Here is a 25,926-nt window from a genome sequence, read left to right on the forward strand (position 1 = left end):
CCGAATTTGCGCCAAGGTTCCGGTCAGGGAACAGCGTGCGGAATGCGCTGTTGAAGGCTTGCAATGACCACACCCTTCCTCCTCCCCCCGCTCCGCACCACTCCCCAGGGCACGCCGCGCCGTGTGGGGGTGGAACTTGAATTCGCCGACCTGGACGCGCCGTCGGCCGCAGCCTGCGTGCACCGGCTGTTCGGCGGGACGGTCGCCGTCGAGAACCCGCACCGATGTCTGGTGACGGGCACCCGGCTCGGCGACTTCACGGTGGAGCTGGACATGCGCTCCGCCCACAGCGGCAAGGGGGGAGCGGCGGTGCTCGACCCGTTGCGTCCGCTGTGGGGCAACATCGGCAGCCTGGTGATGCCCTTCGAGATCGCCGCGCCGCCGGTGACGGTGGAGCAGATGCCGGAGCTGGAGGAGATGGTCGCCCGCCTGCGCGCGCTGGGCGCCGCCGGGACGGAGGCCAGCCCGCTCTTCGCCTTCGGCCTGCATTTCAATCCGGAGGTGGCGCGGACCGACGCCGACTACCTGCTGGACACCTTGAAGGCCTTCCTGCTGCTGGCCCCCTGGCTGCGCCGGGAGATCCGCGTCGACGTCACCCGGCGGCTGTCAGGCTTCATCGCCGCCTTCCCGACGCCGTACGCCGCCAAGGTGGTCGATCCGGCATACCGTCCCGATCTCGGCGGGCTGATCGACGATTATCTGGCCGACAACCCGACCCGCAACCGCGAGCTGGACCTGTTCCCGCTGTTCGCCCATCTCGACCGCGACCGGCTGGCCGCGGCGATGCAAGATCCGCATATCCGCCCGCGCCCGACCTTCCATTACCGGCTGCCCAACGCGCGGCTCAGCGACCCCGGCTGGTCGCTCGCCGCCGACTGGAACCGCTGGGTGACGGTGGAGCGGCTCGCCGCCGACCGCGCCCTGCTGGACGGTCTCGGCACCGATTACCGCCGGGCGGCCGAGGCGCAGCAGCTGGACGGTTGGGCCGAGCGCATCGACGCCCTGCTCGCCGGCAATCCGACTCTGGGCAATTCGAATCCCGGCAATCCGAATTTGGGCAGGGTCGCCGGCCAGGACGGCGCCCTGGACGACTCCGCCCGTCAGGCGGGCTGAGGGGATCGCCATGGCATCCATCGTCGGCAGATCCCGGCCGCTGGTCGGCATCACCGCCTCGATCCATGGCAGCCGCATCGCCGCCATGGCCAACCGGCTGGCCCTGTGGCGGGCCGGTGCCTCGTCGGTCCGCATCACGGCCGACTCACCCTTTCCCATCGACCGGCTGGACGCGCTGGTGGTCGGCGGCGGCGACGACATCGACGCCTCGCTCTACGGCGAATCCGCCCGCCCGCAAATCCGCATCGATCCCGAACGCGACCGGCTGGAGATGCGGGCGCTGGACTGCGCGGCGAAGATCGCGCTGCCGGTACTGGGCATCTGCCGCGGTTCGCAGATGATCAACGTCCACCGCGGCGGCTCGCTCCACATCGACATCCACGAGGTGTACGAGGAGGCGCCGCACATGCGCACCGTGCTGCCGCGCAAGCGCATCTGGATCGAGCCGGACAGCCGGCTCTACCGCATCCTCGGCATCGCCGAATGCCGGGTAAACGCCCTGCACCACCAATCGGTGGACCGTGTCGGCGATGGGATGCGCGTCGTCGCCCGCGAACGGGCCGGCGTCGTCCAGGGCATCGAGGCGCCGGACGAGCCCTTCCTGATCGGCGTGCAATGGCATCCGGAATATCTGGTCGCCGACAACCGCCAGCAGGCGCTGTTCCGCCGTCTGGTCGCCACCGCCGCCGGCACCGCTCCGCTGGACGAATTCGTGGAGGTTCCGCCCCGCCGTTCGGTCCGCGCATCCGGCTGACGGCGGGCGGCTGACGGCGCACTTGCGTCGCATCACCCTTCACGGGCCTTCAGCGACGTCCAAAACGACGCGGGCGCCGCCGGAGGGATGGCTCCGGGGCGCCCGCGGTGACTGCCGCGATGCGGAAGGTTACTGGCTGCCGCCCTGGTCCGGGCCGCAGTTCGGGGTGCCCGGCGGGCAGTGGGTGCCGGTGGCGGTCTGGTTGTCGCGCGGAATGTTGCTGCCGGTGTTGTTGCCCATGCCCGACGGCGCGGTGGTCACGCCCGGCATCGACGAACCCGAGCCGTTGCTGTAGGTGCCCGACGAACCGGACGTGCCAGGCATGTCCACACCGCCGGTCGAGGAACCGGCCGACGGCGAGGTGGTTGCGCCCGGCGGGGTGCGGACGACGCCGTCCGGCCCGGTGTAGCCGCTGCTGGTGCTCGGGGCGGTGTCGTAGGCGCCGCTGCTCTTGACGGCGCCGGGGCTCTCTGACTGAGCCGTCTGGGCCATGGCCGGTGCGGCCATCAGGAGAACCGCAGAAACGGCGCCGATCATCAGGTTACGCATCCTCGAACTCCTTCATGGTGGCAACGCCTCGCATTTGGGCGTCTTTCAAAACGGGGCGACTGCCGCGCCTTTAGCCGCCTCGCGACTTCCGGCCCAGGCCTCGCGTCTTTCATCGGTTTAGAACAGGGCAGCACTGACTTGGTTGCGGTCTTCGTCTCTTCTTTTTTGGGAAGCCGGTGACAAAAAGCGTACCGAAGCGGTCTCCTTCGGCGAGATACGGACGCCCCGCCGGCGAAACGGGAACATCGGGGCCCCACCGTGGTTCAAGCCGCGAGGCGGACGGTCCCGGGCGTTCCTTCCGATGCGCGTCTTCGCGCCGGATGCCGCCCGCAATGCCGCCGCCCACACTGTCGACGTGTCCCGATGAAGCTCAATTCCTCAGCCCTACCCGCCGACACCTCCGAACCTGCGTCTTTCCAGCCCGAACCGCCGCAGCCGGCAACCGGCCCGGTGCTCCGCCCCGGCCTCACCTGCTGGCGGACCGAGCGGGCCGGGCGGGTGGCGGTGCTGGTCGACGGCGCCGACTATTTCGTCGCCGCCCGCGCCGCGATGGAGCGGGCGCGGCAGTCGATCCTTCTGGTCGGCTGGGACATCGACCCGCGCATGCGCCTCGATCCCGACAGCCCGGAGACGCTGGGCCGCTTCCTCGCCCGGCTGATGCGGTCGCGTCCCGGCCTGCATGTGCGGGCGCTGAAATGGGACATGCCCTTTCCCATCGCGCTGGACCACCCGCACGAACCGCTGGAACGGCTGGACCGCAACACCGGCTACCGGCTGACCGCCCGGCTGGACGGCGAGCTGCCGGTCGGCGCCGCCCAGCACCAGAAGCTGCTGGTGATCGACGATGCGCTGGCCTTCTGCGGCGGGATCGACTTCTCCTTCGACCGCTGGGACACGTCGGAGCATCGCGACGACGACCCGCGCCGCCGCTGTCCGAACGGCGAACCCTATGGCCCGCGCCACGACGTGATGATGATGGTCGACGGCGATGCCGCCCGCGCGCTCGGCGCACTGGCGCGGGAGCGCTGGCGCAACGCCACCGGCGAGGCGCTGGAGCCCTGCCCTCCCCCCGATGTAAAGTCTTCCGATCATGATCCCTGGCCGGACTGCCCCCTGCCCGACTGTGCCCACCCGGTCTTGACCGACGCGCAGGTCGGCGTGTCGCGCACCGTGCCGGCAACCGACGGCCATCCGGCGATCCGCGAGAGCGAGGCGCTGACCTTTGCCGCCATCGCCGCGGCGGAGCGGACGATCTATCTGGAGAACCAGTATTTCGCCTCCGCCCGCGTCGCCGAGGCGCTGGCCCGCCGTCTGGCCGAACCCGACGGGCCGGAGGTGGTGCTGGTGGTGTCGATGGAAAGTCCGAGCTGGTTCGACCGCATGGCGATGGACACGCCGCGCGCGGTCGCCCTGCGCTGCCTGCGCGAGGCCGACCACTTCGGCCGGCTGCGCGCCCTGACCCCGGTGACGGAGCAGGGCCGGCCGGTGATCGTCCATTCCAAGGTGGTGGCGGTCGACGGCCGGCTGCTGCGCATCGGGTCTTCCAACCTGAACAACCGGTCGATGGGCTACGACACCGAATGCGACCTGACCATCGAAGCGCCGCAGGAGGACGGACCGGAACGGGACCGGGCGAAGGCCGCGATCGAGGGTGTGCGCAACCGCCTGCTGGCCGAGCATCTGGGCATCGGGCAGGATCGGCTGGAGGTGGAGATTGCGAAGACCGGCAGTATGGTCGGCGCCATCGACCGGCTTCGCCGGCCGTCCGGGCGGCGGCTGGCGGATTTGCCGGCCAGCGATCCCAGCCTGACCGAACAGGCCTTCGCCGCCCTGCGCATCGCCGACCCGGACGATCCGGAGGAGGCCTGGGCGCCGTGGAAGCGCCTGCCCTCGCCGCCGCGCTCCGCCCTGCGCGCCGGCGCCGCGGCCTTGCTGACGGTCGGTATGGCCACCGGAGCCTGGGGCGTCTTCCGGTCCATGCAGGCAAAAAAACACCCCGCGCGCGACTGACGCCGGCGCGGGGGGCTGGATGGGAGTGGCTGACGCTTACCGCGTCTCCGCCACCCTGCCGTCGTCGGAGATGACGATCTCGACGCGGCGGTTCTGCTGGCGGCCGGCGTCGTTGCTGTTGCTGGCGACCGGCTGCGCCTCGCCCATCCCCTGGGTGACGATGCGCGACGGCGAGACGCCGCGGGCGGTCAGCGCGTCGCGGACGGCATTGGCGCGGGCCTCCGACAGGCGCAGGTTGGTGGCGTCGCTGCCGGTGTTGTCGGTGTGGCCCTCGATCCGGATGGTGCGGCCGGGCTGCGCCTGCAGGAAGCGGGCAAGCCGGTCGACCCGGTCATAGGCGCCGGGGGTCAGCTCCGCCCGGCCGGTGGCGAACAGGATGTCGCCCAGCGTCATGACCAGCCCGCGCTCGGTCCGCTGCGCCTGCAGGTCGCGCAGCTGCTGCTCAAGCTCCGTGTTGCGGGCCTGGAGGCGGTAGGTGTCGGCGTTGGCGACCACGGTCTGGGCGCCCTTCACCCCGGCCGTCTCCTGGGCGATCTGCACCCGGCGGCTGGCGATGTAGGCCTGATGGTCGACCTCGGCGGCGTCGGCGCCCTGGTCGCGCAGCGCCTCGGCCCGGCGCAGCGCCTGCTCGGCATCGCGCAGCTGCAGCGGAGCGTTGCCGGCGACCTGCGGATTGGCGGCAGCGAGGCTGTAGTCCTGGCGCGCCTGGGTCAGGGCGGCGCTGTCGGTCGGCTGGGTGGCGCAACCGGCGAGCCCGAGGCCCAGCCCGGCCAGCACGAGGATGGTGCGGGGAGCGAACGCGGTCATTGACGCACCTCCGGATAGCTGTAGCCCCAGCTGTTGCCGCCGCTCGTGCCGCCATTGGTGCCGAGGGAGCCGGCCGGCGCGGGCGGAACGGCCGGCGGAACGGCATTCGGAACGGTGGCCGGAGCCCCGTAGCTGGAGCCGCTCAGGTTGGAATCGCCGTAACCGGACGTGCCATAGCTCGACCCGCTGTAGACCGGCGCCGCGTTCGGCGCGGCAGCCGATTGCGGGGCGTTGGGAATCGCCGACTTGCGGACCGCGGTGGCGGCCTGCTGCGTCACCGCGCGCTGCGAGGTCACCGTCGCCAGTTCGGCATCGACGCGGGCCTCCTCGGCCAGACGGCGGGCACGGGTGCGTTCGTCGGCCCGCATCGCCTTGTCGGCGGCGGCCAGCTTGTCACGGGCGCTCTGCAGCGCGACGGGAGCGTATTGCAGGGCGTTGGCGCGCTCGGCCTCCTGCACCGCCTGGGAAGCGGCGCCGAGCTGGGCGGTGGGCGGCGGCACGTCGGAGGCGCAGGCGGCCATGCCCAGCGCCGCCGACAGCACGGCGGCGGCTCGCCATCGGATCGGGTTCGCGGATTTGCGGGTCATCGGATCGGTTCCTTTCGGATCGGGCTTCACGCCGGAAACCGTGGTCTGGCCGGAAGGCTATGTCCTTCTGGTCCATGTCCTTTCGGGGATGTCTCGCGCCTCAAACGCGCAAAGCGGGGTGAAGGTTCCGCAGGAACTCAGCCGCCGCCGCGCGAAACGCCGCTCTGCGCCGCCCGGCGCTCCTCCCGACGGTTCTCGCGGCGATGTCGGACCAGCCGCAGCACATAGGTCCCCAGCAGGACGATGAACAACACCAGCGTCGCCGGCACCATCCAGTCGGCAATCCAGGGGAAGCCCACCCGCACCAGATAGCCGGTGGCGGCCAGCACCAGCGACCACAGCGCCGCACCGGCGGCGGCATAGAGCAGGAACACCCCCATCGGCAGCCCGCAGGCCCCGGCGGGAACGGAGATCAGCGTGCGCAGCCCCGGCAGCGGCTGGCACAGCAGCACGGCGAGGCCGCCGCGCCGGGCGAACCATTCGGTGGCGCGGTGGACCTGCTCCGGCTTCACAGTCAGCCAATGGCCATGGCGGCGCAGGAAGGCCTCGAACCGCTCGCGCCCCATCCAGTGCGCCGGCAGGTACCACACCAGTTCCCCGACGGCCGAGCCGAGACCGGCGGCCAGCGCCACCAGCAGCAGGTTGAACTCCCCCGTCGCGGCACCCATGCCGGCCAGCGGGATCACCGTCTCCGCCGGCACCGGCGGCAGCACGCGGGCCAGGATCAGCATCAGGAAGATGCCGAGATAGCCGAACTGCTGCACGATCTGGATGATCCACTCGGTCATGGTGTCCACAAGGGTCGGGGGATGAGCCGGTTCTCCACCTGTGAACCGCGCGGGCCTTGCGGGCGTTCCCCATTTCCCGTCTTCTTGACTCCAATCAAGGCGTGAGTCGTTCGTCCACGGTTTAGTGTCTCCATCATGACCGCATCCCTCACCCTCGCCGCCGCCCTGCTGTTCCTCAGCCATGCCCTGCCGTCCTGGCCGGGGGTGCGGCCCGCCCTGATCGCCCGGCTCGGCCGCGGCGGCTTCGCGACGATCCATTCCGTCGGCTCTCTGCTGACGCTGGCCCTGTTCGTGCTGGCCTACCGTGCCGCCGACGGCGGGGAGGTGGTGTTCACCCCCTTCGACTGGGCGGCTCCGCTGGTCGCCATGGTGATGCCGATCGTCTTCCTGCTTCTGGTCGCCCGCGTCACCACCCGCTTCGGCAGCCAGAGCGAGCCCAATCCGCCGCGCGGCGTCTACCGCCTGACCCGCGCGCCGGGCAGCCTGGCGCTGCTGCTGTGGGCGCTGGCCCATCTGAACGCCACCGGCGACGGGCGCCGCGTGCTGCTGTTCGGCACCATGGCGGCCATCGCCCTGTTCGCGCTGGTGAAGAACGAGGTCGTGCTGCGCCGCAGCCCCGGCGGCCGCGCCTTCCGGGCGGAGACCTCGCTTCTGCCGCTGGCGGGGCCGCAGGGCTGGCGCGGGGCGCTGCGCGGATTGGCGGAGATGGGACCGGCGCGGCTGGCCGGTGGACTTGCCGCATATGGGGGCATGCTGATGCTGCACCCCCTGCTCTTCGGGGTGGATCCACTCTACTGGATAGGTTGAGCGGGATGGCGGACCGGCGCATCTGTTGAGAACGGGACAGGAGTACCGCGCCTCTCCACCACTGTGCCCGATGCCACCGTGCCCTCCGCCACTGTTCCAGGAAGCTCCCGCATGAAAATCCGCGAGATCATGACCCGCGACGTGCAGACGGTACGGCCCGACGACAGCATCCGCCGGGCCGCGCAATTGATGGACCAGTTGAACGTCGGCATCCTTCCCGTCTGCGACGGGCGGGATCTGATCGGCGTGGTGACCGACCGCGACATCACCGTCCGGGCGATTTCCGCCGGGAAGCAGCCCGACCGCTGCAAGGTGTCGGAGGTGATGACCGCCAACCCGCGCTATTGCTACGAGGACGACCCGGTCGGCAGCGTGACCGAACTGATGGCCGGCCAGCAGGTCCGGCGGGTGCCGGTGGTGGACCGCAACGACAGGCTGACCGGCATCGTCTCGCTGGGCGACCTTGCCACCGATGCCAAGAACGACCGCGCGGTTCAGGACGCGCTGGAACGGATTTCCTCCCCCTCCCAGCCGGACCGGACCTGACCAGCCCCCCTTCAGCAACTGGAGCCGACCATCATGGAACACACTCTGGGTCCCAACGACCCGCGGGTCCGTGAACGGGCCTATCAGCTTTGGGAACAGGAAGGGCGGCCCGACCACCGCCATCTCGACCATTGGGCGCAGGCCGCGCGCGAGATCGAGGAGGAGGACCGCCGCAACTCCGGCGGCCCCCATGTCAACAGCCCGGAAGCCGGGTTGGCGGTCCCGGATGACGTCGCCGCCCGCAACCAGCGGGAAGCGGCGGCGCATCTGGGCCAATCCTCGGTGCCGTCGGACAGCTGACGGCCGGCATTGAAGCGGGGGAAGCGGTCACTCGACCTTGATGCTGACCGCTTCCATCCCCTTTTCGCCCTGGCGGACGGTCATGCGCACGCGCTGCCCGTCATCCAGACCGCGCAGGCCGGCGCTTTCCAGCGCACGGGCGGGAATGAAGACGTCGCGACCGCCGTCGTCGGGCTGCGCGAAGCCATAGCCCTTGCCGCCGTTGAACCACTTCACGGTCGCGCCCACCTCACTGGTCGGGCCGCTGGCCTGCGGCCGGCGCGGGCCCCGGTCCTGGAAGCCGCGATCCTGGCCACGATCCTGGAAGCCCCGGTCCTGGCCACGATCCGGCCCACGGCCTTGGAAGCCGCCGCGGTCGCCGCCCCGATCACCGAAGTTGCGGTCGCCGAAGTTGCGCTCACGCGGACCGCCGGCATCGCGGCGCGCCCCGAACCCGCGATCACCGGGACCACGATCACCGGGACCACGATCGCCAAACCCGCGATTCCCACGGTCGCCGAATCCCCGATCGCCGCCCCGATCACCAAAGCCGCGGTCGCGCGCCTGCGGGCGGGCGGGAGCGGCGGTGGAAAGGTCGACGGAATGCAGGACGCTGACCTGCTGGCCCTTGCGGTCCTCGACAATGTCGACGACGACGGTGGCGCCGTCCGGCAGGGTGGTGTGGCCGGCGGGCACGACGAGCGAGGCCGGCAGCAAAGCGTCCTTGCCGCTGTCGCCGACCTTGACGAAGCCGTAGCCGCGTTCGGGGTTGAACCATTTCACGGTGGCCGTCACCTGGGTGGCGACGACGTTGGGCTGGCGATAGACGTGGCTGCGGGGCGGCTGATTGTGCATGGGAAACCCGAACTCCGGCAAACAGAAGCGGCGCCCTTGCCAGCCCATCTATGGACCGGTGGACGCCAACCCCTGACAAATCGCCCGTCCGGGCGCTCTTGGCAAGTCGGGACCGCTCCGAATAGGCCGGACGGGCCATGAAATCACACAAGTGAAGCCATACGGGCTGGCCTCAGCCCATCAGTCGGTCCATCAACTGGTCCGGGGCCAACTGGTCCGAGGCCAGACGGTCCGGTGCCGGCGGCGGCTCACGCGGCGGAACGGGGATCGGCCCCGGCGGCTCCCCCAGCGGCGGGCGCGACGGATCGCCCGGCACCGGCATCGGCTCGTCGGGCACGGACGGCTCGCGCGGCGGTGCCGGCGGAAAGGGTCCAAGACTGAAGGTCATGCATCGCTCCTCGACTCTGTTCAGGGCAACCGGCTCCATCAGCCGCCATGGCCGCCGGGGGCGGTCCGCGACAGGCGGCGGGCGTCGTTCAGGCTGTTCATGCAGCGGGTCTCGTCGCCGTCGCGGGCGGCGCTGCGGGCGGCGGTCACCAGCGATTCCAGCTGGGCGTTCCGCGCCGCCTGCCCCATCAGCCCGTCGCCCCCGCCGGAACCACCCGGACCGCTGTCCGGCGTGGCGCGCGAATTGGCCTGCGGACCGACCGAGGGAGCGGTCGGCATGTTGCTGCCGATGGCCGGCGGTTCGATCACCGCCTGATCGCCGACGGCGGGCGGAGCCACCATGCCACCGGATTGCGCCAGCTCTCCGCTGCTGACGCCCGACCCCTGCTCGTCGCGCGGCGAGGAGCCGGACAGGCCGGGCGCGGCGGTGCCGGGAACGGCGACCGGCGGCGGTTCGGTCGACAGGCGCTGGTCGGCGGCGAACTGCTCCACCATCGCGGCGCAGCCCGCGGGGGCCGCTCCTCCCGTCTGGGCCGCCGCCGGCTGGATGGTGAGAAACCCGGCCGCCAAGATGAGGGCGACGGGGGCGACGGGGGCGACGGTGCCAAGCCTCATGAAATCTGTCCGCATCGGTCGCGTGCTCCTCGGATCGGCAATGCCACAAGAGGCGTGTTCCGACCGAATCAACGGCAGGGGGAGGGGCGCGGTTCCGGCGGACGGACGGAAGATCGGCCCGGCCATGCATCTTGCTCATTTCGCGGGCAGCGTGCGGCGGCTGTAGAGTGCGGGTCCCCCTTCTCAACCCCCCATCTCCAACAAACGGTCCGTATTTCCATCATGATCGCCAACATGGCCGCGCTGGGCGCGGCGCTGTGCTGGGCCGCGGGCGGCCTGATCGCCATCGGACCGGTGCGGGTGCTGGGCTCCATCGCCTTCAACCGCGTGCGGCTGACCATCGTCGCCACCGCGCTGCTGATCGCCACGACGCTGATGGGCGGCTGGCAGACGCTGGATACGGGATCGGCGCTGACGCTGGCTCTGTCGGGTCTGCTGGGGATCGTGGTGGGAGACATGGCGCTGTTCTGGTCGCTCAGCCGGCTGGGACCGCGCCGCAACGTGGTGATCTACGCCGCCAACGCGCCGCTGACCGCCCTGCTCGCCTACGCCCTGCTGGGAGAGGCGCTGGGGCCCTGGACCGTCCTGGGCGTGGCGCTGGTCACGCTGGGGGTGATGCTGGCGGTGGCTCTGCGCTCCGGCTCCACCCACAGCTGGGAGGCGATCCAGGGCAGCCTGCTGGCCGGCGTGTCGGTCTGCCTGCTTGCGGCGGTCGGGCAGGCTGCCGGCTCGATCATCGCCAAGCCGGTGATGGCGGCGGGCGCCGACCCGATCGCCTCGGCCGCGGTGCGGGTCACCACGGCGGCGCTGATGTTCACGGCGATCGGCGCCCTGTCGGCGATCCGCGGCGGTGGTGCGGCGGCAGGCGGCGAGATGCCCGGCGGAATATTCGGTGGGATGCTGGGCGGGATGCTGTTGCCGCGCGGGCTGACGCCGAAGCTGATGCTGCAGATCGCCGGCAACGGGCTGCTGGGCGTCGGGCTGGGGATGACGCTGCTGCTGGTCGGGCTGGCCCACGGCAATGCCGGGGTGGTCGCCACCCTGTCGGCCCTGAGCCCGGTGCTGATCCTGCCGATGATGTGGCTGCTGACGGGCCAGCGCCCGGCGCTGGGCGCCTGGGTCGGCGCCGCGGTCGCCGTGGCCGGCGTCGCCCTGATCGTCAACCGGTAGACGAAAGCCTCAGCGCGCCGTCTCCACCGCCACGCCCAAGGTGGGCAGCGCCGCCTGAAGCGCGGCGGAGGCGCGGTTGACGGCGTCGCGCAGGTCCGCCTTCAGCATCGGCGCGTCCGGCCGATCCTGTTCGCAGGCATGCTGCAGCTTGCGGGCGATGCGCGACAGTTCCAGCAAGCCGACATTGCCGGCCAGCGACACCATGGCATGGGCATCGGCCGCCGCGGCCTTCGCCGTCTCCGCCTCGCTGATGCGGTCGGCGCGCAGGGCCAGCTCGGCCAGCGTTCCGTTGACGAAGCGGGGCAGCACCTCGGCGCCCAGCGTTTGGGCGAGCGTGTCCAGCGTCGCGAGGTTCAGCACCGGCGAACTGTCGGAAACCGGAGCCACTCCGGCCAGCACGGCCGCGTCGTCCAGGGCGTCCTCCGCCCCGGCGTCGAGCCAGCGGTCGACCGCCGACAGCAGGGTGTCGCGCTCGATCGGTTTGGTCACATGGTCGTTCATGCCGACATCCAGGCAAAGCTGCAGCTGATCGGTCAACGCATTGGCGGTCAGCGCGATGATGGGCACGGCGCCCCGCCGTCCGCCAAGCTGACGGATCGCCGCGGTCGCCTGCAAGCCGTCCATGCGTGGCATCTGCATGTCCATCAGGACGAGGTCGAACTCGCCCTTGCGCATCGCCTCGACCGCCAGCACGCCGTCCTCCACCACCTCCACCGTATGGCCGGCCTTGCAGAGGATGGAGGAGGTGACGATCTGGTTCATCGGCACGTCTTCGGCCAGCAGGATGCGGGCGCAACGCGTCGCCGCTGCCTCCCTGCGTTCGGCGGCCAGCCCCGGCGCGGCGGCGACCGGCAGCGGCAGTTCGAACCAGAAGGTGCTGCCGACGCCCGGACTGCTCTGCACGCCGATCCGCCCGCCCATCAGTTCCGACAGCTGTTTCGAAATGATGAGGCCGAGCCCGGTGCCGCCATAGCGCCGGGTGGTGGACCGGTCGCCCTGGCTGAAGCGCTGGAACAGGTTGGCCTGTTCGGCCGACGCGATGCCGGGGCCGGTGTCGCTGACGGAGAAGCGCAGCAGGACCGGCGCCCCCTCGCAGTCCTCCGCCGACAGCAGCCCGGCCGATACCAGAACCGACCCGCGTTCGGTGAACTTCACCGCGTTGCCGACGAGGTTCAGCAGGATCTGGCGGATGCGCGCCTCGTCGCCATGGACGAAACGCGGCACGGTGCCGCCCAGCGACAGCTGCAGCAGCAGCCCCTTCTGCGAGGCGGCGTTGCTCATCAGGTCGCGGCAGTCGCGCAGCAGCCGGTGCAGGTCGAAGGCGCGTTCCTCCAGCTCCAGCTTGCCGGCTTCGATCTTCGAGTAATCCAGGATGTCGCCGATGATCGCCAGCAGGCCGCGCCCGGCCTCGCGCTGGAGCGCCACATACTGGCGCTGTTCGGCCGACAGGTCGGTGCCCAGCAGCAGGTCGGCGAAGCCGATGACGCCGTTCAGCGGCGTGCGGATCTCGTGGCTCATCGAGGCCAGGAACTCCGACTTCACGCGGTTGGCAGCCTCCGCCTCGGCGCGGGCGGCGGACAGCTCCTCCTCATAGCGCTTGCGCTCGGTCACGTCGCGGACGACGCCGACCACCACGAACTCGCCGTCGGCCCCCACCGTTGGGCGCATGCTGGATTCGACCCACAGGTAATGGCCGTCGCGGTGGCGCAGCCGGTGGGTGAAGGTGACGGGAGGCGATCCCGCCTTCATGCCGGCGAAGGCCGTCGCGGCGCTTTCCACATCGTCGGGGTGCAGCAGGGTTGCCGGGGCGCGGCCGACGATCTCCGCCGGATCATGGCCCAGGATGTCGCGCACCGACGGCGACAGGTAGCGCACCGCCCCGTCCGCCTTCATCTCCAGGATCATGTCGGTGGCGTTGTCGGCCAGCAGGCGGTAACGCGCCTCGCTCTCCCCCAGCCGCCGTTCGGCGTCGTGCTGGCGCTGTTCGCGCAACAGCAGGCCACCCAGGAACAGGGTGCCGAGCGGAACGATGGCCAGCAGCGGCGGTGCGGTGCGCTGTCCCACCTGCAGCGCCAGTTCCAGGGTCGGCAGCAGCAGCAGGGTCAGCAGCGACACCAGCGTCAGCAGCAGGCCGAAGCCCAGCAGCGACACGGCGCCGAGGACCACGCCACGCCGCTTCACCCACATCGCGAAGCCGACGCCGGTCAGGAAGGACAAAAGCGCGTTGGCGACGCCGGCCTCCATCCCCACCCCGCCCAGATAGAGGCGATAGCCGGCGACCGTGGCGGCGGTGATGGCGGCAGACAGCGGGCCGCCGAACAGGGCGCTGAGCCCGACCAACGGCGTGCGCCCGTCAATGAAGATGCCCGGCCCGACATGGATGGGATGGACCATGGAGAACAGGGCGGTCAGCGCCATCACCGCGCCGAAGACGACCTGGCGGGTGTTCAGCCTCCAGCCGTCGGAGCGGCGGATCAGGAAGGTGTAGGCGAGAACGACGAAGGCGCTTGCCGCGATGTTCTCGGCAAGGTCGTACGCCATCGAAGAAAAGTTGCCCAACATCGTCCGGCCGCCGTCCCCACCCGAATTCCGGCTAGCTCTATACCACGGAAGGGTGTCGCGAAACCGCTAACACCAATGGGCGGGGATGTGATCTGCGGGAGACAAAAGGCGGGCGCCGGATCAGGCCTCCGCGTCGGGCTGGCGGGCGGGTGCGGCGGCGGCGAAAGCCGGCAGGGCGCGGCAGGCCTCGTCGATACGCAGCAGGGTGGGAAAGCCGTCCAGCGGGCAATCGAGCCGGCGGGCGTTCGCCATCTGCGGCACCAGCAGGATGTCGGCCAGTCCGGGTTCGTCGCCATGGCAGAAGCGCCCGGTGCGCGGATCGGTCGCGAGCTGCGCCTCCAGCGCGGTCAGCCCGATGGCGATCCAGTGCCGGTACCAGCCGTCGACCTCCTCCTGGCTATGGCCCATCGTCTTCAGGTGGTTCAGCACCCGCAGGTTGTTCAGGGGATGGACGTCGCAGGCCACCGCCAGCGCCAGCGCCCGCACCCGCGCCCGGCCCAGCGCATCGACCGGCAGCAGCGCCGGGGTGGGGTGCGTCTCGTCCAGATACTCGATGATGGCGAGCGACTGGGTCAGCACATGGTGTCCGTCCGGCCCGTCGACCTCCAGGGCCGGCACCAGATGCTCCGGGTTGAGGTCGGCATAGGGCGGCTTGGCCTGCTCGCCCCGGCGCAGATGGACGAAGGCCTGCTCCGGCGCCAGCCCCTTCAGGTTCAGGGCGATGCGCACGCGGTAGGCGGCGGAAGAACGGAAATAGGTGTGGAGTTTCACGGGTTTGGGTCCGTTGATGTGTCGCGGCGATAGTGTTGCGTCAGATCCTATCACAGCCCCAGATAAGCCTGCCGCACCCGCTCGTTGCTCAACAGCGCGGCGCCGCTGTCGCTCAGCACGATCTCGCCGGTCTCGATCACGTAGCCGCGGTCGGCGATTGCGAGTGCCGCATGTGCGTTCTGCTCCACCAGCAGGATGGTCGTCCCCTCCCGCTTCAGCCGCTGCACGGCGTCGAAGATCTCCGCCACCAGCAGCGGCGCCAGCCCCATGCTGGGCTCGTCGAGCAGAAGCAGGCGCGGCTTCGCCATCAGCGCGCGGCCCAAGGCCACGATCTGCTGCTGGCCGCCCGACAGGGTGCCGGCGGGCTGGTCGCGCTTGACCTTCAGCACCGGGAACATCTCGTAAAGCCGGTCGATGTCGTCGTCCGGCTTGCCGCTGCCGCGGCGGTAGGCGCCGAGGCGGAGGTTGTCCTCCACGCTCTGCGGGCCGAACAGCTGCCGGCCCTCCGGCACCTGCACCACCCCTTCGGCGACGCGGCGCGACGCCTTCATCCGGGTGATGTCGCAGCCGTCGAAGGTGATGCGCCCGCTGCTGGCGGGGTGGACGCCGGACAGGGTGCGCAGCAGTGTCGTCTTGCCGGCGCCGTTGGCGCCGACCAGCGCCACCAGCTCGCCCTCCCGCACGGTCAGGCTGGCCGATTTCAGCGCGTGGATGCGGCCGTAATGGCTGTTGAGGCCCTCGATCTCCAGAAGCATGCTCCGCGCCTCCCTCACGGTGCCGCGCCGAGATAGGCGGCGATGACGTCCGCGTTGGCCGCCACCTCCTGCGGCGTGCCCTCGGCCAGCATGCGGCCCTGGTTCAGGGCGGTGATCCGGTGAGAGATTCCCATCACCATCTTCATGTCGTGTTCCACCAGGATGATGGTGACGCCGGACGCCGCGACGGTCTTGATGACCTCGTCGATCTCGCGGCTTTCGGTGGCGTTCAGGCCGGCCGCCGGCTCGTCCAGCAGAAGCAGCTTCGGCTCCGACGCCAGCGCGCGGGCGATCTCCAGCCGTTTCAGCGCGCCGTAGGGCATGGAGGCGGCGTCGGCGTCGATGTATTTCTCCAGCCCGACCTCGGTCATCAGCTGCGCCGCCCGGTCCTTCGCCTCGCGGTCCTTGCGCACCAGCGACGGAAAGCGGAACAGCGCCGGCAGAAGCCGCGTGTTCAGGTGCAGGTGCCGCCCCACCATGACGTTCTCCAGCGCCGTCATGTTGAAGAAGATCTGCAGGTTCTGGAAGGTGCGCGACATGCCGCGGGCGGCCAGCTTGTAGGGCGCCATGCCCGACACGTCGGCCCCGTCGAACAGCACCCGGCCGCCCGACGGCTTGTAGACGCCGGTCACCAGATTGAACAGCGTGGTCTTGCCCGCCCCGTTCGGCCCGATGATCGAATGGATGTCGCCGGCGGCAATGGTGAAGCTCAGATCGCCGATGGCGAGCACGCCGCCGAACTCGCGGCTGAGATGCTCCACCTTCAGGATCGGCGGGCCGACGCGGCGGGCCTGGGACGTGGTATCGGGGGAAAGATCAGTGGTCGCCAGCATCTTCATGCCCGCCTCCGCGCCGGGAGCAGCGCCGCCAGGGTGGGGAGAAGGCCCTTGGGCATGAACACCATCGTCGCCATCAGGATGCCGCCCAGCACGATCTGCTGGTAATCCTGGAAGACGGTCAGCGCCTGCGGCAGCAGCGTCAGCACCACCGCGCCGACGACCGCGCCGAAGGTCGACGCCATGCCGCCGAACACCACCATGGTCACCAGCTCGATCGACTTGAAGAAGTCGGCCTTGGCCGGGGTGATCAGGCCGGCGTAATGGGCGAACAGGCTGCCGGCCACGCTGGCGAACACCGCCGAGACCACGAAGACCAGCACCTTGAAGCGGGCGGTGTCGACGCCCACCACCTCGGCCGCCACCTCCGACCCATGGACGGCGCGCAGCGCCCGGCCCATCGGGCTGTCGATCAGGTTCAGCGAGAGCCAGACCACGCCGACCAGCAGCACGCCGACCACCCAGTACCAGACCTTTTCGCCATACAGCTCAAAGCCGAAGATCCTGAACGGCTCCACCATCATGCCGTCGGGACCGCCGGTCAGCCCGCTTTCGGTGCGCAGCACGATCGACACGATGATGCCGATGCCGAGCGTCGCCATGGCGAGATAATGGCCCTTCAGCCGCAGGATCGGCTTGGCGACCAGGAAGGCCAGCAGCCCGACCACCATGGCGCCGGTCAGCAGCGCCAGGATCGGCGGCCAGCCATAGACGCCGACCAGCACGCCCGAGGCATAGGCGCCGATCCCGAAGAAGCCGGCATGGCCCAGGCTGATCTGTCCGGCATAGCCGATCAGCAAATTCAGCCCGACGCAGACCACGGCGTTGAAGCCGGCCAGTATGGCGATGTCGAGATAGAAGTTGTTGGGCAGGAATGCCGGCAGGACCGCGATCACCGCGCCCAGTGCCAGCAGGCCGGTCAGCCGCCCGTGAAGGAGTGCGTTCATCGGTTCTACTGTCCTTACACCCGTTCGGTGCCGCGCTTGCCGAACAGCCCGTTCGGCATGAAGAGAAGGACGGCCAGGATGATGACGAAGGCCACCGCATCCTTATAGGCCGAGGAGATGTAGCCGGCGCCCAGCGCCTCCGCGACACCGACGATCAGCCCGCCGGCCACGGCACCCGGCCCGTGGCCGAGGCCGCCCAGAACCGCCGCGGTGAAGCCCTTCAGCCCCAGCATGATCCCCATCTCGGTGTAGGAGAAGGTGATGGGGGCGACCACCGCCCCGCCGATGGCGCCCAGCGCCGCCGACAGCGCGAAGGAGGCCAGCACCACCCGCTTCACGTCGATGCCGACCAGCTGTGCCGCCAGACGGTTGTGCGAGGTGGCGAGGATCGCCTTGCCGGTCAGGGTCCTGTTGAAGAACAGGCCGATGGCGACGATCAGCACCGCGGCGGTGCCTACCACCCACAGCGACTGCGGCTGCATCGAGGCGCCGAGGAACTGGATCGGCGTTTCGCCGGAAAAGGCGTCCAGCCGCTTGAAGTCCTTGCCCCAGACCAGTTCAGCCACGCCGCGCAGGAAGATCGAGGCGCCGATGGTGATGATGATGAGGGTGACGGTCGAGGCGTTGCGCGCCCGTTCGACCGCGAATTTCGCCACCAGCACGCCGACCAGCATGGCGCCGCCGCAGCCGATCAGGATCGCCAGCGGCAGCGGCACGCCCGACGCGGTCAGGGTGGCCGACGCCATGCCGCCGATCATGATGAACTCGCCCTGGGCGAAGTTGATGACGTGGCTGGCGTTGTAGATGATCGAAAAGCCGAGCCCCGCCAGCGCATAGATCGCGCCGATGGTCAGCCCCGACAGCATGTATTGCAGCAGTTCCGCGAACATCGTTGGGTTCCTGATGTTCCTCTCCCGCCAACTCCCCCTCTCCCCCCCGGGGAGAGGGTCGGGGTGAGGGGGATGCATGGGGTGGATTCAGGGGAATGATCGCGGCATCACTATTCTTGTGAATCCAAGCAATGCATCCCCCTCACCCTAACCCTCTCCCCGGGGGGGAGAGGGGATCCGAGCGGCGGATCGGCTCACTTCACCAGCGCCCAGTCACCCTGCTTGACCTCCACCATGTGGAAGGCGTCCAGCGTCAGGCCCATGTGGTCCTTCGGGCTCATGGTCACGGTGCCGCCGGTGCCGACATAGCCCTTGGTCTGCTCGATGGCGTCGCGCAGCTTGGCCTTGTCGGTGCCGCCGGCGCGCTTCACCGCGTCCAGCGCGATCATCAGACCGTCATAGGCATGGCCGGCGAAGGTCGAGACCTCCGAATTGAAGCTGTCCTCATAGACCTTGGTGAACTCGGTCACGACCTTCTTCTGCGGGTCGCTGTCGGGCAGCTGGGCGGCGACGACCAGGCCGGCGGCCGGCAGGCGGACACCCTCGGCGGCACCGCCGGCCAGACGGATGTACTCCTTCGACGCGACGCCGTGCGACTGGTAGAGCGGCAGCGACATGCCGAGCTGGCGGTAGTTCTTGGTCACCACCGCCGGACCCTGGCCCAGGCCGAACACCAGAACCGCCTGGGCGGCCGCGGTGTTCTTGATCTTGGTCAGCTGTGCGGTGACGTCGGTGTCCTTGGCGCCATAGGTCTCGTCGGCGACCAGTTCGATCCCGCGCTCCTTGGCGACGGCGACGGTCTGCTCGCGGCCCGACTTGCCGAAGCCGGAATCCTCCGACAGCAGCGCCAGCTTGGTCAGCCCGCGCTTCTTCATGTCCTCCATCACCTTTTCCGCGGCCATGCGGTCGGTGTGGGGGGTCTTGAACACCCACTTCTTCACCGGCTCCACGATCACCACCGCGCCGGCCAGCGAGATGAAGGGCACGCCGGCACGCTCCACCAGCGGCACCGCCGCCATGGTCGCCGCCGTCGTGGTGCCGCCGACGATCACGTCGACGCCGTCGCTCTCGATCAGGCGCTTGGTGAAGGAGGCCGCCTTGTCGGCAGCGCCGCCGTCGTCATAGACGGTCAGCTGCACCTGACGGCCATCGACGCCGCCCGCCTTGTTGATGCGGTCGGCATACAGCTCCAGCACCTTCTTCTCCGGATCGCCGAGGAAGGAGGCCGGACCGGTGGCCGAGATAATGGCGCCGACCTTGATCGGGTCCGCGGCCTGCGCCGCCCCGGACAACAGGCCGGATGCCGCCGTCATGGCGGTCATGGCGGTGAAGGCGATGGTGGCAAGCAAACTTTTGCGCATGATGTCCTCCCGATTGCTGCCCCCCTTTGCACGAGTGACCGGACCGAAGCCCGATCCCTCGTGCTGAGGGACGATTTGTTTCACATAATGTTTCAAACGAAATGATTTCGAAAGACCAATTTCAGCTCCCGCAACCACAATCGAAATACGGATGTTGCGGCCCGCTTCCCCTCCCCTTTGCGATCCTTCCCGCTTCTGGCCGGGAGATCGTCATTTCGTTTTATGACACAAATTTACTTTGAGACGCCAACCTAGTGTATCACGTTATTGATTGTCAAACGGAAAGTCCGGATTGCCTCCTATCGGCCGCCCGTCAGTTCATCCACGCTGTCGGGGCACTGGCCCAACCGGCATCAGGTTTCGTATACAATTCCATCGCGCCGCCTCACTCCGGTCCATCCGCATCACAAGCCGTATCGATAAGGACACCCCACCCGCATGGCCCGCCCGCGCCGCCCCGAAGACCTTGCCGCCCAACTGACCGAAGCGATCGCGCCGCGCGCGAAGTCGCTGATCATCACCGTCTATGGCGACGCGGTGCTGCCGCATGGCGGGTCGCTGTGGTTGGGCAGCCTGATCGAGCTGATGGGACTGTTCGGCATGAGCGAGCGGATCGTCCGCACCTCGGTCTTCCGTCTGGGCAAGGACGACTGGCTGACCAACACCCAGATCGGCCGGCGCAGCTTCTATCGCGTCACCGACAGCGGGAAGGAGCGCTTCGCCGCGGCGGAACGGCGCATCTACGCGCCGCTGGCCCGCGAGTGGGACCGCGGATGGGACCTGCTGATGGTGCCCCCCAACGCGCTGGACGCCGAGACGCGCGACGCTTTGCGGCGGGAACTGACCTGGCAGGGCTTCGGCACCGCATCGGCCACCGTCTATGCCCATCCCAACTGCGACGAGGCGGCGATGCACCGCTCGCTGGCCGAGTTGGGGGTCGCCGACAAGATCGTCCACATGAAGGCCAGCCTGGACCGGACGGAAGGGTTCGGCGCACTGCGCGATCTGGTGCGCGGCTGCTGGGACATCGACCAGCTCGAACACGACTATGCGGCGTTCCTGGATCACTTCCGTCCGGTCTGGGCGGCGATCGACGCCGCCGAGGCGCCGGACCCCGCCGCCTGCTTCGTCCTGCGCACGCTGATGATCCATGATTTCCGCCGCATCCTGCTGCGCGACCCGATGCTGCCGCCCGACCTGCTGCCGGCGGACTGGCCGGGCCAGGAATCGCGGATGCTGACCCGCAACCTCTACCGCCGCCTCGCCGGCCCGTCGGAATCCTTCCTGATGCAGGCGGCGACCACCGCCAACGGACCGCTGCCCGACGCCCAGCCCGCCTTCCACGGCCGGTTCGGTGGGTTGGAGACCATACCGGCGGGTTGACCAGCGATCTGCGACAAAGGGTGCCCGCGGAAGCCAGTCCCTCAGCCTAAAGTTTATACATAAAATGCAAGGCATCGCGGTAAACTGGGGTGGCAGCCGTCCGATCCAACCGTTCCCGGGACACCGCCCATGCTGACCATCGTCTACCGCAGCGAGGCCGTCGACCGGCTGCCCTACAGCGCCCTTGCCGACATCTGTCTGTTCAGCGCCCGCAAGAACCGCGAGCTGGGCGTCACCGGTTTCCTGGTGGAGTTCGAGGGCATCTTCCTGCAGGTGCTGGAAGGCGAACCGGATGTGGTGGAGACGCTTTTCGCCCATATCGCCGCCGACACGCGCCACAGCAATGTCGAGCTGCTGCTGCGCGAAACCACGGTCGGACAGCCCAATTTCGGCTTCTGGGCGATGAATTTCGGCCCGCTCGACACCCCGACCTTCTGGCAGGCGGTCTTTGGCTCTCCGGTTCGGATCGAGGAGTTCCGCCGCCGCTCGCACGACGCCGATTTCGCGCTGGACGTTCTAGCGCGGGCCTACATGCACGCCTGCATCGCCGCCGACGTCGATGCAGCGACACGCGATCTGGTGCGCGGCAACATCCCCTGTTTCGAAGCCGCCTGACCCCGGCGGGGTTCAGCCTTTCGATACCGCACTGTCGGATAAACTCCGTTTTGCGAACGAATTGATCTGGATCAATTCGGCGCATTCGCATGCATTCTGTTTCTAAATCAAGAGGTTGGCGGATTTTCCCGGCCGGCTTAAGTGATACAGATGCCGTTGATGGATGCAAAATTCTGTGTCATATAAAGACCACAGGGCGCCAGTGGTAATGTGAGCGCCCGCGGAATGCCCCCGGAGGAAACGCCCCCATGTCCAAGGACTACACCCCCATCGCCAACACGATGGAGTTCCCCCCCGCCACGCCGCAGCCGAACGTCTATCCGCTGTCCTGGGTGTCGCAGACCAAGAAGCTGGAAGAGGTCTACGCCGCGGCCCAGCGCGAGAACTGGGACCCGGCCAAGCTGCCCTGGGACAGCTTCGACGTGTCGCGCTACAGCTGGGAGGAGCGGGAGGCCATCGCCTATTGGTGGACCATCCTGTCGGTGTTCGACGCCTCGGCCCCGCCGGTGTTCGCCCATGCCCTGATCAAGACCTACGAGGTGCATGAGGAGGACCCGGTCCGCCGCTGCTTCTTCTCCGTCACCCGCGACGAGCAGAACCACGAGCAGATGTGCGGTCTGGCCATCACCAAGCTGCTGGAGGCCACCAGCCCGCTGACCTACGAGCCGAAGACGGAGCTGGGCCGCCGGCTGCAGAAGAACGCCCACTGGCTGTACTACAATGGCGGGCGCTATTGGGACGGCTACAAGAAGGCGGTTCCGAAATACTCGCTGGCGGTTCTGTTCAGCTCCTTCCTGATGGGCGAGATCGCAGCGGCGACCATCTTCCACCAGATGGCGGCCGGCTGCACCGAGCCGGTGTTCAAGGAGGCCTTCCGCAACATCGGCCGCGACGAGGGCCGCCACATGGCGATCTGCATGTCGGTGATGGAGCGCGACTATCCCCATCTGGCGGTGGAGGACCGGTCGATCATCACCAAGCAGATCCGCGCCGGCTACCTGTTCCTGTCCGCCGTGCTGTTCGAGCCGCCGCCCCAGTTCTGGGACCTGCCCGACGACTTCATCGCCACCCAGCGCGAGGCCGAGGCCATCGCCCGCAACGCCGGTTTCCACATCCCGGATTACGAGGCGAAGAAGGAGAACTGGCGCAACGCCATGCTGAACCTGAAGGGCGTTCTGGACCGCTACAACATCCCGTTCCCGGCGATCCCGGAGGTCGGCATCACCGGCGAGGAAGTCCGGGACGTCGACATGGACGAGATCATTCCGGTGTTTTGAGGCGCCGGCCCTATTGCCCCCACCCTAACCCTCCCCCGCTTCGCAGGGGAGGGAACTGCCGCCGCTCTCCCGCATCAGCACTTGCTCCCTCCCCTGCGAAGCGGGGGAGGGTCGGGGTGGGGGCAAGTGTCTTTCCGCAAATCCACTCCGCCCAAGGATCCCCCGGTGAGCCGCATCCGCCTCCACCCCTCGGGCCGCACGGTCGAGTGCCGTGACGGCGAGACCGTCCTGTCGGCGCTGGAACAGGCCGGCTACGCCCTGCCCAACAACTGCCGCGCCGGTGCCTGCGGCGAATGCAAGGTCAAGGTCCTCAGCGGCCAGTTCGACCAGGGCATGGTCCTGGACATGGCGCTGTCCCAGTCCGAGCGGAAGGACGGCTATGGCCTGATGTGCATGGCCAAGCCGATCTCCGACGAGCTGGTGATCGAATACGGCACCGCCGACGCCCAGCCCAAGCTGTTCCCGCCGCGCGAGAACGTACTGTTCATCGTCACCGACCGCATCCCGCGCACGCCCCGCATCGTGGAGCTGCGCCTGCGCCCGCTGGGCCAGCCGCTGCGCTACTGGCCGGGCCAGTATGTGATGTTGGGCGACGCATCGGCCGGCGCGCCGCCGCGCTGCTATTCCATCGCCAACGCGCCCCGTCCGGACGGCGAGATCGTGCTGCAGGTGACCCGGGTCGATGGCGGCCCGACCAGCGGCTGGATCCACGACACGCTCACCGTCGGCAGCATGGTGAAGCTGTCCGGCCCCTACGGCACCTTCATCGGCGACCCGTCGGTGGACAGTCCGGTGCTGTGCATGGCCGCCGGCTCCGGCCTCGCGCCGATCCTGGCGCTGACCGACGCGGCGCTGCGCCGCGGCTACCGCCCGCCGGTGACGCTGCTGTTCTCCGCCTGCACCCAGGCCGATGTGTATGAGTTGGGGCTGCTCAGCTATTGGCAGGCCAAATACCGCAACTTCAAGGTCAAGGTGACCCTGACGCGCGAGGATGCACCCAATCATCTGAAGGGCCGCATCCCCACCATCCTGCCCGACCTGTTCCCCGACCTGTCCGGCCACGCCATCTTCACCGCCGGCAGCCCCGCCTTCGTCGAATCCTGCGTCGCCGCCGCCCGTGCGCTCGGCGCCCGGGACGATCAGATCCACAGCGAAGGCTACGTCTCGCAGCACATCCCGGAGACGCTGCCTGCCGACCGGCTGATGGCGGTCGGCTGAGACAGACGGACCGGCCTCACGCCCTGTGGACGCCGGCGATGAAGCCGTCGATCTCGCGGCTCAGGTCCTTCGACTGGCCGGCAAGCGCGGCGGCGGCGGCGAGAAGCTGATCGGCCGCCGCCCCGGTCTCCCCGGCGCCGGCCCGGATGTCACCCATGCCGCCGCTGACCTCCTGCGCCCCGTCGGCGGCCTGGATCACGCTGCGGGCGATCTCCTGGGTCGCCGCCGCCTGCTGGTCCACCGCCGCGGCGATGCCGGACGCGATGCGGCTGACCTGGGCAATGGTTTCGCTGATGCCCTGGACGGCGGTGACCGCCTCCTGCGTGGCGTCGCGGATGCCCTTGATCTGGCCGACGATGTCCTCGGTCGCCTTGGCGGTCTGGTTGGCGAGATTCTTGACCTCCGAAGCCACCACGGCGAATCCCTTGCCCGCCTCTCCCGCGCGCGCCGCTTCGATGGTGGCGTTCAGCGCCAGCAGGTTGGTCTGGCCGGCGATGGAGTTGATGAGTTCCACCACGGCACCGATCCGCTCGGCACTTTCCGCCAGCACGACGACGGCCTCGTCGGCCCGTCTGACGTCGGTCACCGCCGCGTCGGCGATGCGGGCGGATTCCCCGACCTGCCGGCCGATGTCCTGAACGGAAGCCGACAGTTCCTCCGTTGCGGCAGCGGCGGTCTGCACATTCTCCGCGGCGGCGCGGGCGGAAGCCGCCACCTGCTCCGACCGGCCCAGGCTCTGGTCGGCGATGCCGGTCAGGCCACGCGCGGTCGATTCCAGCTGCTGGGCGGCCGACGCCAGCGCGCCGGTCAGTCCGCCGACCCGTTCGTCGAAGCCTTTCTGCAGATCGGCGAGCGCCGCGGCGCGGGCCTCCTTGGCCTGCCAGTCGGCCTTCTGCTGGCGGTCCAGTTCGCGGGCGCGGACCAAGCCTTCCTTGAACACCTCGACCGCGCGGGCCATGCCGCCGGCCTCGTCGTCGCGGTCGGCGCCGGGCACCGACGTTTCCAGATCGCCGGCGGCCAGCCGGGTCATCGCCCCGGTCAGCGACGCCACCGGACGGGCGATGCCGTCGCCGACCTTCCACGCCACCAGACAGCCGAGCGCGACGCAGCCCAGGCTGACCAGCACGGTCAGCAGGGTCAGCCGGTTGGCGTCGGCCATCACGCTGGACTGCGGCGCCGCCACCATGAAGGACCAGACGCCGTCGGCACCGGCAAAACGGATCGGCGCCAGCCGCAGATAATGCGGCGCGCCGTTCAGCGGCACGATCCCGTCGAAGGCCCGCCCTTCGGCCACGGCCCGGCGGGCGGCCTCCGGCAGATCGTCGTCGGGCTTGGACAGCCGGGCGCCGTCGGGGTGGGCGACATAAAGGCCGGAGCCGGTCAGCACCGCGGCATAACCATCGTCATAAGGTTTCACCGCGCGCACCAGATCGGTCAGGCCGGTCAGCGCCATATCGACGCCGGCCACGCCGATGACGCGCCCGTCCTTGCCATCCGTCACCGGGGCGGCGGCGCTGGTCATCAGCCGCTTGGTGAAATCGTCGAGATAAGGTTCGGTCAGCACCGCTTTCCGCGCGGTGGCCGCCGCTTTGTAATACTCCTTCTCCTGCACGTCGGAGAAGGGATAGCCCTCGCTGTCGTCGGCCTGAACCCCTTTGTCCCCCGGCAGCCACAGCAGGCTCATCCGCCCGGTCTTCGGCAGCCCGAGGATCTCGGTGGTCCGGTCGTGGGCGGCGAATTCCCGGTCGCGTCCGTCGAATCCGTCGTCGGCCATGTCCACCCACACACCGGCATAAAGCGGATTGGCTTCCGCCGTCCGGCGCAGATAGCGGTTCACCGTTTCGCGCCGCGGGCTTCCGGTAGAGCGCTCCACCTCCACCAGCGCCGCGGTGGCGCGGGCAGCGTTCAGGGCGGTGGACAAATCGGCGGCCACCCGGGCGCCGTGGCGGTCGGCCGTCTCGGCGGCCAGCAGCACGGCCGCATTGTGCGCGGCGTCGCGCGTCAGAACCAGCGACACCGCCGTAACCGCCGCCGCCCCCGCCGC

26 protein-coding genes are annotated in these 25,926 nt (G+C 69.3%); 11 read left to right on the forward strand and 15 right to left on the reverse strand.

Annotated features, from left to right (window positions below):
* Positions 1-63 precede the first annotated feature (63 nt).
* Together TSH20_RS26140 and TSH20_RS26145 are read left to right on the forward strand one after the other, a co-directional pair.
* A complete protein-coding gene (locus TSH20_RS26140; RefSeq protein ID WP_109156979.1) occupies positions 64-1,113 on the forward strand; it encodes an amidoligase family protein in 1,050 nt (349 codons plus the stop codon).
* A gap of 10 nt (positions 1,114-1,123) precedes the next feature.
* Positions 1,124-1,867: a gamma-glutamyl-gamma-aminobutyrate hydrolase family protein gene (locus tag TSH20_RS26145; RefSeq protein WP_109156978.1), complete on the forward strand. Its 744-nt coding sequence runs from the start codon at positions 1,124-1,126 to the stop codon at positions 1,865-1,867.
* 129 nt (positions 1,868-1,996) lie between these two features.
* Here the strand turns inward: TSH20_RS26145 and TSH20_RS26150 are convergent, their stop codons facing one another.
* Positions 1,997-2,416 carry a hypothetical protein gene (locus tag TSH20_RS26150; protein WP_109493000.1) on the reverse strand — a complete coding sequence of 140 codons (420 nt, stop codon included), beginning with the start codon at positions 2,414-2,416 and terminating at the stop codon, positions 1,997-1,999.
* 363 nt (positions 2,417-2,779) lie between these two features.
* Here TSH20_RS26150 and TSH20_RS26155 point away from each other — a divergent pair, with 363 nt between their 5' ends.
* Positions 2,780-4,426 carry a phospholipase D-like domain-containing protein gene (locus TSH20_RS26155; protein WP_109156976.1) on the forward strand — a complete coding sequence of 549 codons (1,647 nt, stop codon included), beginning with the start codon at positions 2,780-2,782 and terminating at the stop codon, positions 4,424-4,426.
* A gap of 36 nt (positions 4,427-4,462) precedes the next feature.
* Here the strand turns inward: TSH20_RS26155 and TSH20_RS26160 are convergent, their stop codons facing one another.
* The 3 genes from TSH20_RS26160 to TSH20_RS26170 form a co-directional block, all read right to left on the reverse strand.
* Positions 4,463-5,233: an OmpA family protein gene (locus tag TSH20_RS26160; protein ID WP_109156975.1), complete on the reverse strand. Its 771-nt coding sequence runs from the start codon at positions 5,231-5,233 to the stop codon at positions 4,463-4,465.
* Positions 5,230-5,820 (reverse strand): DUF4398 domain-containing protein, encoded by a 591-nt coding sequence (locus TSH20_RS26165; RefSeq protein ID WP_109156974.1) that lies wholly within the window; start codon positions 5,818-5,820, stop codon positions 5,230-5,232. The genes TSH20_RS26160 and TSH20_RS26165 overlap by 4 nt, the downstream gene beginning before the upstream one ends.
* Before the next feature lie 137 nt (positions 5,821-5,957).
* The gene (locus TSH20_RS26170) at positions 5,958-6,608 is read right to left on the reverse strand and encodes a DedA family protein (RefSeq protein WP_109157045.1); all 651 of its coding nucleotides are present in this window, start codon (positions 6,606-6,608) and stop codon (positions 5,958-5,960) included.
* A gap of 135 nt (positions 6,609-6,743) precedes the next feature.
* Here TSH20_RS26170 and TSH20_RS26175 point away from each other — a divergent pair, with 135 nt between their 5' ends.
* The 3 genes from TSH20_RS26175 to TSH20_RS26185 all read left to right on the forward strand — a co-directional run bounded on the left by TSH20_RS26175 (position 6,744) and on the right by TSH20_RS26185 (position 8,261).
* Positions 6,744-7,415: an NnrU family protein gene (locus TSH20_RS26175; RefSeq protein ID WP_109156973.1), complete on the forward strand. Its 672-nt coding sequence runs from the start codon at positions 6,744-6,746 to the stop codon at positions 7,413-7,415.
* A gap of 111 nt (positions 7,416-7,526) precedes the next feature.
* Positions 7,527-7,961: a CBS domain-containing protein gene (locus TSH20_RS26180; protein WP_109156972.1), complete on the forward strand. Its 435-nt coding sequence runs from the start codon at positions 7,527-7,529 to the stop codon at positions 7,959-7,961.
* A gap of 33 nt (positions 7,962-7,994) precedes the next feature.
* Entirely contained in the window at positions 7,995-8,261 is a 267-nt protein-coding gene (locus TSH20_RS26185) for a DUF2934 domain-containing protein (protein ID WP_109154475.1), read from the forward strand.
* A gap of 27 nt (positions 8,262-8,288) precedes the next feature.
* On the opposite strand, the gene TSH20_RS26190 is transcribed toward TSH20_RS26185, so the two are convergent.
* From TSH20_RS26190 to TSH20_RS26200, 3 genes are all read right to left on the reverse strand, one after another.
* Entirely contained in the window at positions 8,289-9,095 is an 807-nt protein-coding gene (locus TSH20_RS26190; RefSeq protein ID WP_109156971.1) for a cold-shock protein, read from the reverse strand.
* Between the two features lie 172 nt (positions 9,096-9,267).
* On the reverse strand, positions 9,268-9,483 hold the full coding sequence (locus TSH20_RS26195; protein WP_109156970.1) for a hypothetical protein: 216 nt from the start codon (positions 9,481-9,483) through the stop codon (positions 9,268-9,270).
* 38 nt (positions 9,484-9,521) lie between these two features.
* Positions 9,522-10,097: a hypothetical protein gene (locus TSH20_RS26200; protein WP_247874535.1), complete on the reverse strand. Its 576-nt coding sequence runs from the start codon at positions 10,095-10,097 to the stop codon at positions 9,522-9,524.
* Positions 10,098-10,319: 222 nt separating this feature from the next.
* Here TSH20_RS26200 and TSH20_RS26205 point away from each other — a divergent pair, with 222 nt between their 5' ends.
* On the forward strand, positions 10,320-11,267 hold the full coding sequence (locus TSH20_RS26205; protein ID WP_109156968.1) for a DMT family transporter: 948 nt from the start codon (positions 10,320-10,322) through the stop codon (positions 11,265-11,267).
* A 9-nt stretch (positions 11,268-11,276) separates the two neighbouring features.
* On the opposite strand, the gene TSH20_RS26210 is transcribed toward TSH20_RS26205, so the two are convergent.
* The 7 genes from TSH20_RS26210 to TSH20_RS26240 all read right to left on the reverse strand — a co-directional run bounded on the left by TSH20_RS26210 (position 11,277) and on the right by TSH20_RS26240 (position 19,389).
* Complete coding sequence (locus tag TSH20_RS26210) at positions 11,277-13,808, reverse strand: ATP-binding protein (protein ID WP_109156967.1); 2,532 nt, start codon at positions 13,806-13,808, stop codon at positions 11,277-11,279.
* A gap of 141 nt (positions 13,809-13,949) precedes the next feature.
* On the reverse strand, positions 13,950-14,600 hold the full coding sequence (gene maiA, locus TSH20_RS26215) for a maleylacetoacetate isomerase (RefSeq protein ID WP_109156966.1): 651 nt from the start codon (positions 14,598-14,600) through the stop codon (positions 13,950-13,952).
* A gap of 50 nt (positions 14,601-14,650) precedes the next feature.
* Positions 14,651-15,355, reverse strand: coding sequence for an ABC transporter ATP-binding protein (locus TSH20_RS26220; protein WP_109048004.1), 705 nt, complete (start codon positions 15,353-15,355; stop codon positions 14,651-14,653).
* A gap of 14 nt (positions 15,356-15,369) precedes the next feature.
* A complete protein-coding gene (locus tag TSH20_RS26225) occupies positions 15,370-16,194 on the reverse strand; it encodes an ABC transporter ATP-binding protein (protein ID WP_109156965.1) in 825 nt (274 codons plus the stop codon).
* Positions 16,191-17,138: a branched-chain amino acid ABC transporter permease gene (locus TSH20_RS26230; RefSeq protein WP_109156964.1), complete on the reverse strand. Its 948-nt coding sequence runs from the start codon at positions 17,136-17,138 to the stop codon at positions 16,191-16,193. Before TSH20_RS26230 ends, TSH20_RS26225 begins: the two co-directional genes overlap by 4 nt.
* 14 nt (positions 17,139-17,152) lie before the next feature.
* Entirely contained in the window at positions 17,153-18,028 is an 876-nt protein-coding gene (locus TSH20_RS26235; RefSeq protein WP_109156963.1) for a branched-chain amino acid ABC transporter permease, read from the reverse strand.
* Between the two features lie 194 nt (positions 18,029-18,222).
* Positions 18,223-19,389, reverse strand: a complete 1,167-nt coding sequence (locus tag TSH20_RS26240; protein WP_109156962.1) for an ABC transporter substrate-binding protein — start codon at positions 19,387-19,389, stop codon at positions 18,223-18,225.
* Between the two features lie 438 nt (positions 19,390-19,827).
* Between TSH20_RS26240 and paaX the strand changes: the two genes are divergently transcribed.
* The 4 genes from paaX (at position 19,828) to TSH20_RS26260 (ending at position 23,882) form a co-directional block, all read left to right on the forward strand.
* Entirely contained in the window at positions 19,828-20,772 is a 945-nt protein-coding gene (paaX, locus tag TSH20_RS26245) for a phenylacetic acid degradation operon negative regulatory protein PaaX (RefSeq protein WP_109156961.1), read from the forward strand.
* A gap of 129 nt (positions 20,773-20,901) precedes the next feature.
* Positions 20,902-21,387: a BLUF domain-containing protein gene (locus tag TSH20_RS26250; protein ID WP_109156960.1), complete on the forward strand. Its 486-nt coding sequence runs from the start codon at positions 20,902-20,904 to the stop codon at positions 21,385-21,387.
* Between the two features lie 248 nt (positions 21,388-21,635).
* On the forward strand, positions 21,636-22,664 hold the full coding sequence (locus tag TSH20_RS26255) for a diiron oxygenase (RefSeq protein ID WP_109156959.1): 1,029 nt from the start codon (positions 21,636-21,638) through the stop codon (positions 22,662-22,664).
* A gap of 165 nt (positions 22,665-22,829) precedes the next feature.
* The gene (locus tag TSH20_RS26260) at positions 22,830-23,882 is read left to right on the forward strand and encodes a 2Fe-2S iron-sulfur cluster-binding protein (RefSeq protein ID WP_109156958.1); all 1,053 of its coding nucleotides are present in this window, start codon (positions 22,830-22,832) and stop codon (positions 23,880-23,882) included.
* A gap of 16 nt (positions 23,883-23,898) precedes the next feature.
* Here TSH20_RS26260 and TSH20_RS26265 read toward each other — a convergent pair.
* Positions 23,899-25,926 (reverse strand): methyl-accepting chemotaxis protein (locus TSH20_RS26265; protein ID WP_109493001.1); only part of this gene is annotated, 2,028 nt, incomplete at its 5' end.

This window comes from Azospirillum sp. TSH20 (assembly GCF_003115935.1).
Classification (GTDB): Bacteria; Pseudomonadota; Alphaproteobacteria; order Azospirillales; family Azospirillaceae; genus Azospirillum.

Coding starts and splice junctions, on each gene's coding strand:
- TSH20_RS26150 (WP_109493000.1), bottom strand. CDS start 2,416: ATGCGTAACCTGATGATCGGCGCCGTTTCTGCGGTTCTCCTGATGGCC.
- TSH20_RS26230 (WP_109156964.1), bottom strand. CDS start 17,138: ATGAACGCACTCCTTCACGGGCGGCTGACCGGCCTGCTGGCACTGGGC.
- TSH20_RS26220 (WP_109048004.1), bottom strand. CDS start 15,355: ATGCTTCTGGAGATCGAGGGCCTCAACAGCCATTACGGCCGCATCCAC.
- TSH20_RS26235 (WP_109156963.1), bottom strand. CDS start 18,028: ATGTTCGCGGAACTGCTGCAATACATGCTGTCGGGGCTGACCATCGGC.
- TSH20_RS26160 (WP_109156975.1), bottom strand. CDS start 5,233: ATGACCGCGTTCGCTCCCCGCACCATCCTCGTGCTGGCCGGGCTGGGC.
- paaX (WP_109156961.1), top strand. CDS start 19,828: ATGGCCCGCCCGCGCCGCCCCGAAGACCTTGCCGCCCAACTGACCGAA.
- TSH20_RS26255 (WP_109156959.1), top strand. CDS start 21,636: ATGTCCAAGGACTACACCCCCATCGCCAACACGATGGAGTTCCCCCCC.
- TSH20_RS26195 (WP_109156970.1), bottom strand. CDS start 9,483: ATGACCTTCAGTCTTGGACCCTTTCCGCCGGCACCGCCGCGCGAGCCG.
- TSH20_RS26140 (WP_109156979.1), top strand. CDS start 64: ATGACCACACCCTTCCTCCTCCCCCCGCTCCGCACCACTCCCCAGGGC.
- TSH20_RS26205 (WP_109156968.1), top strand. CDS start 10,320: ATGATCGCCAACATGGCCGCGCTGGGCGCGGCGCTGTGCTGGGCCGCG.
- TSH20_RS26210 (WP_109156967.1), bottom strand. CDS start 13,808: ATGGCGTACGACCTTGCCGAGAACATCGCGGCAAGCGCCTTCGTCGTT.
- TSH20_RS26170 (WP_109157045.1), bottom strand. CDS start 6,608: ATGACCGAGTGGATCATCCAGATCGTGCAGCAGTTCGGCTATCTCGGC.
- TSH20_RS26190 (WP_109156971.1), bottom strand. CDS start 9,095: ATGCACAATCAGCCGCCCCGCAGCCACGTCTATCGCCAGCCCAACGTC.
- TSH20_RS26240 (WP_109156962.1), bottom strand. CDS start 19,389: ATGCGCAAAAGTTTGCTTGCCACCATCGCCTTCACCGCCATGACCGCC.
- TSH20_RS26185 (WP_109154475.1), top strand. CDS start 7,995: ATGGAACACACTCTGGGTCCCAACGACCCGCGGGTCCGTGAACGGGCC.
- TSH20_RS26180 (WP_109156972.1), top strand. CDS start 7,527: ATGAAAATCCGCGAGATCATGACCCGCGACGTGCAGACGGTACGGCCC.
- TSH20_RS26200 (WP_247874535.1), bottom strand. CDS start 10,097: ATGAGGCTTGGCACCGTCGCCCCCGTCGCCCCCGTCGCCCTCATCTTG.
- TSH20_RS26165 (WP_109156974.1), bottom strand. CDS start 5,820: ATGACCCGCAAATCCGCGAACCCGATCCGATGGCGAGCCGCCGCCGTG.
- TSH20_RS26175 (WP_109156973.1), top strand. CDS start 6,744: ATGACCGCATCCCTCACCCTCGCCGCCGCCCTGCTGTTCCTCAGCCAT.
- TSH20_RS26155 (WP_109156976.1), top strand. CDS start 2,780: ATGAAGCTCAATTCCTCAGCCCTACCCGCCGACACCTCCGAACCTGCG.
- TSH20_RS26250 (WP_109156960.1), top strand. CDS start 20,902: ATGCTGACCATCGTCTACCGCAGCGAGGCCGTCGACCGGCTGCCCTAC.
- TSH20_RS26145 (WP_109156978.1), top strand. CDS start 1,124: ATGGCATCCATCGTCGGCAGATCCCGGCCGCTGGTCGGCATCACCGCC.
- TSH20_RS26225 (WP_109156965.1), bottom strand. CDS start 16,194: ATGAAGATGCTGGCGACCACTGATCTTTCCCCCGATACCACGTCCCAG.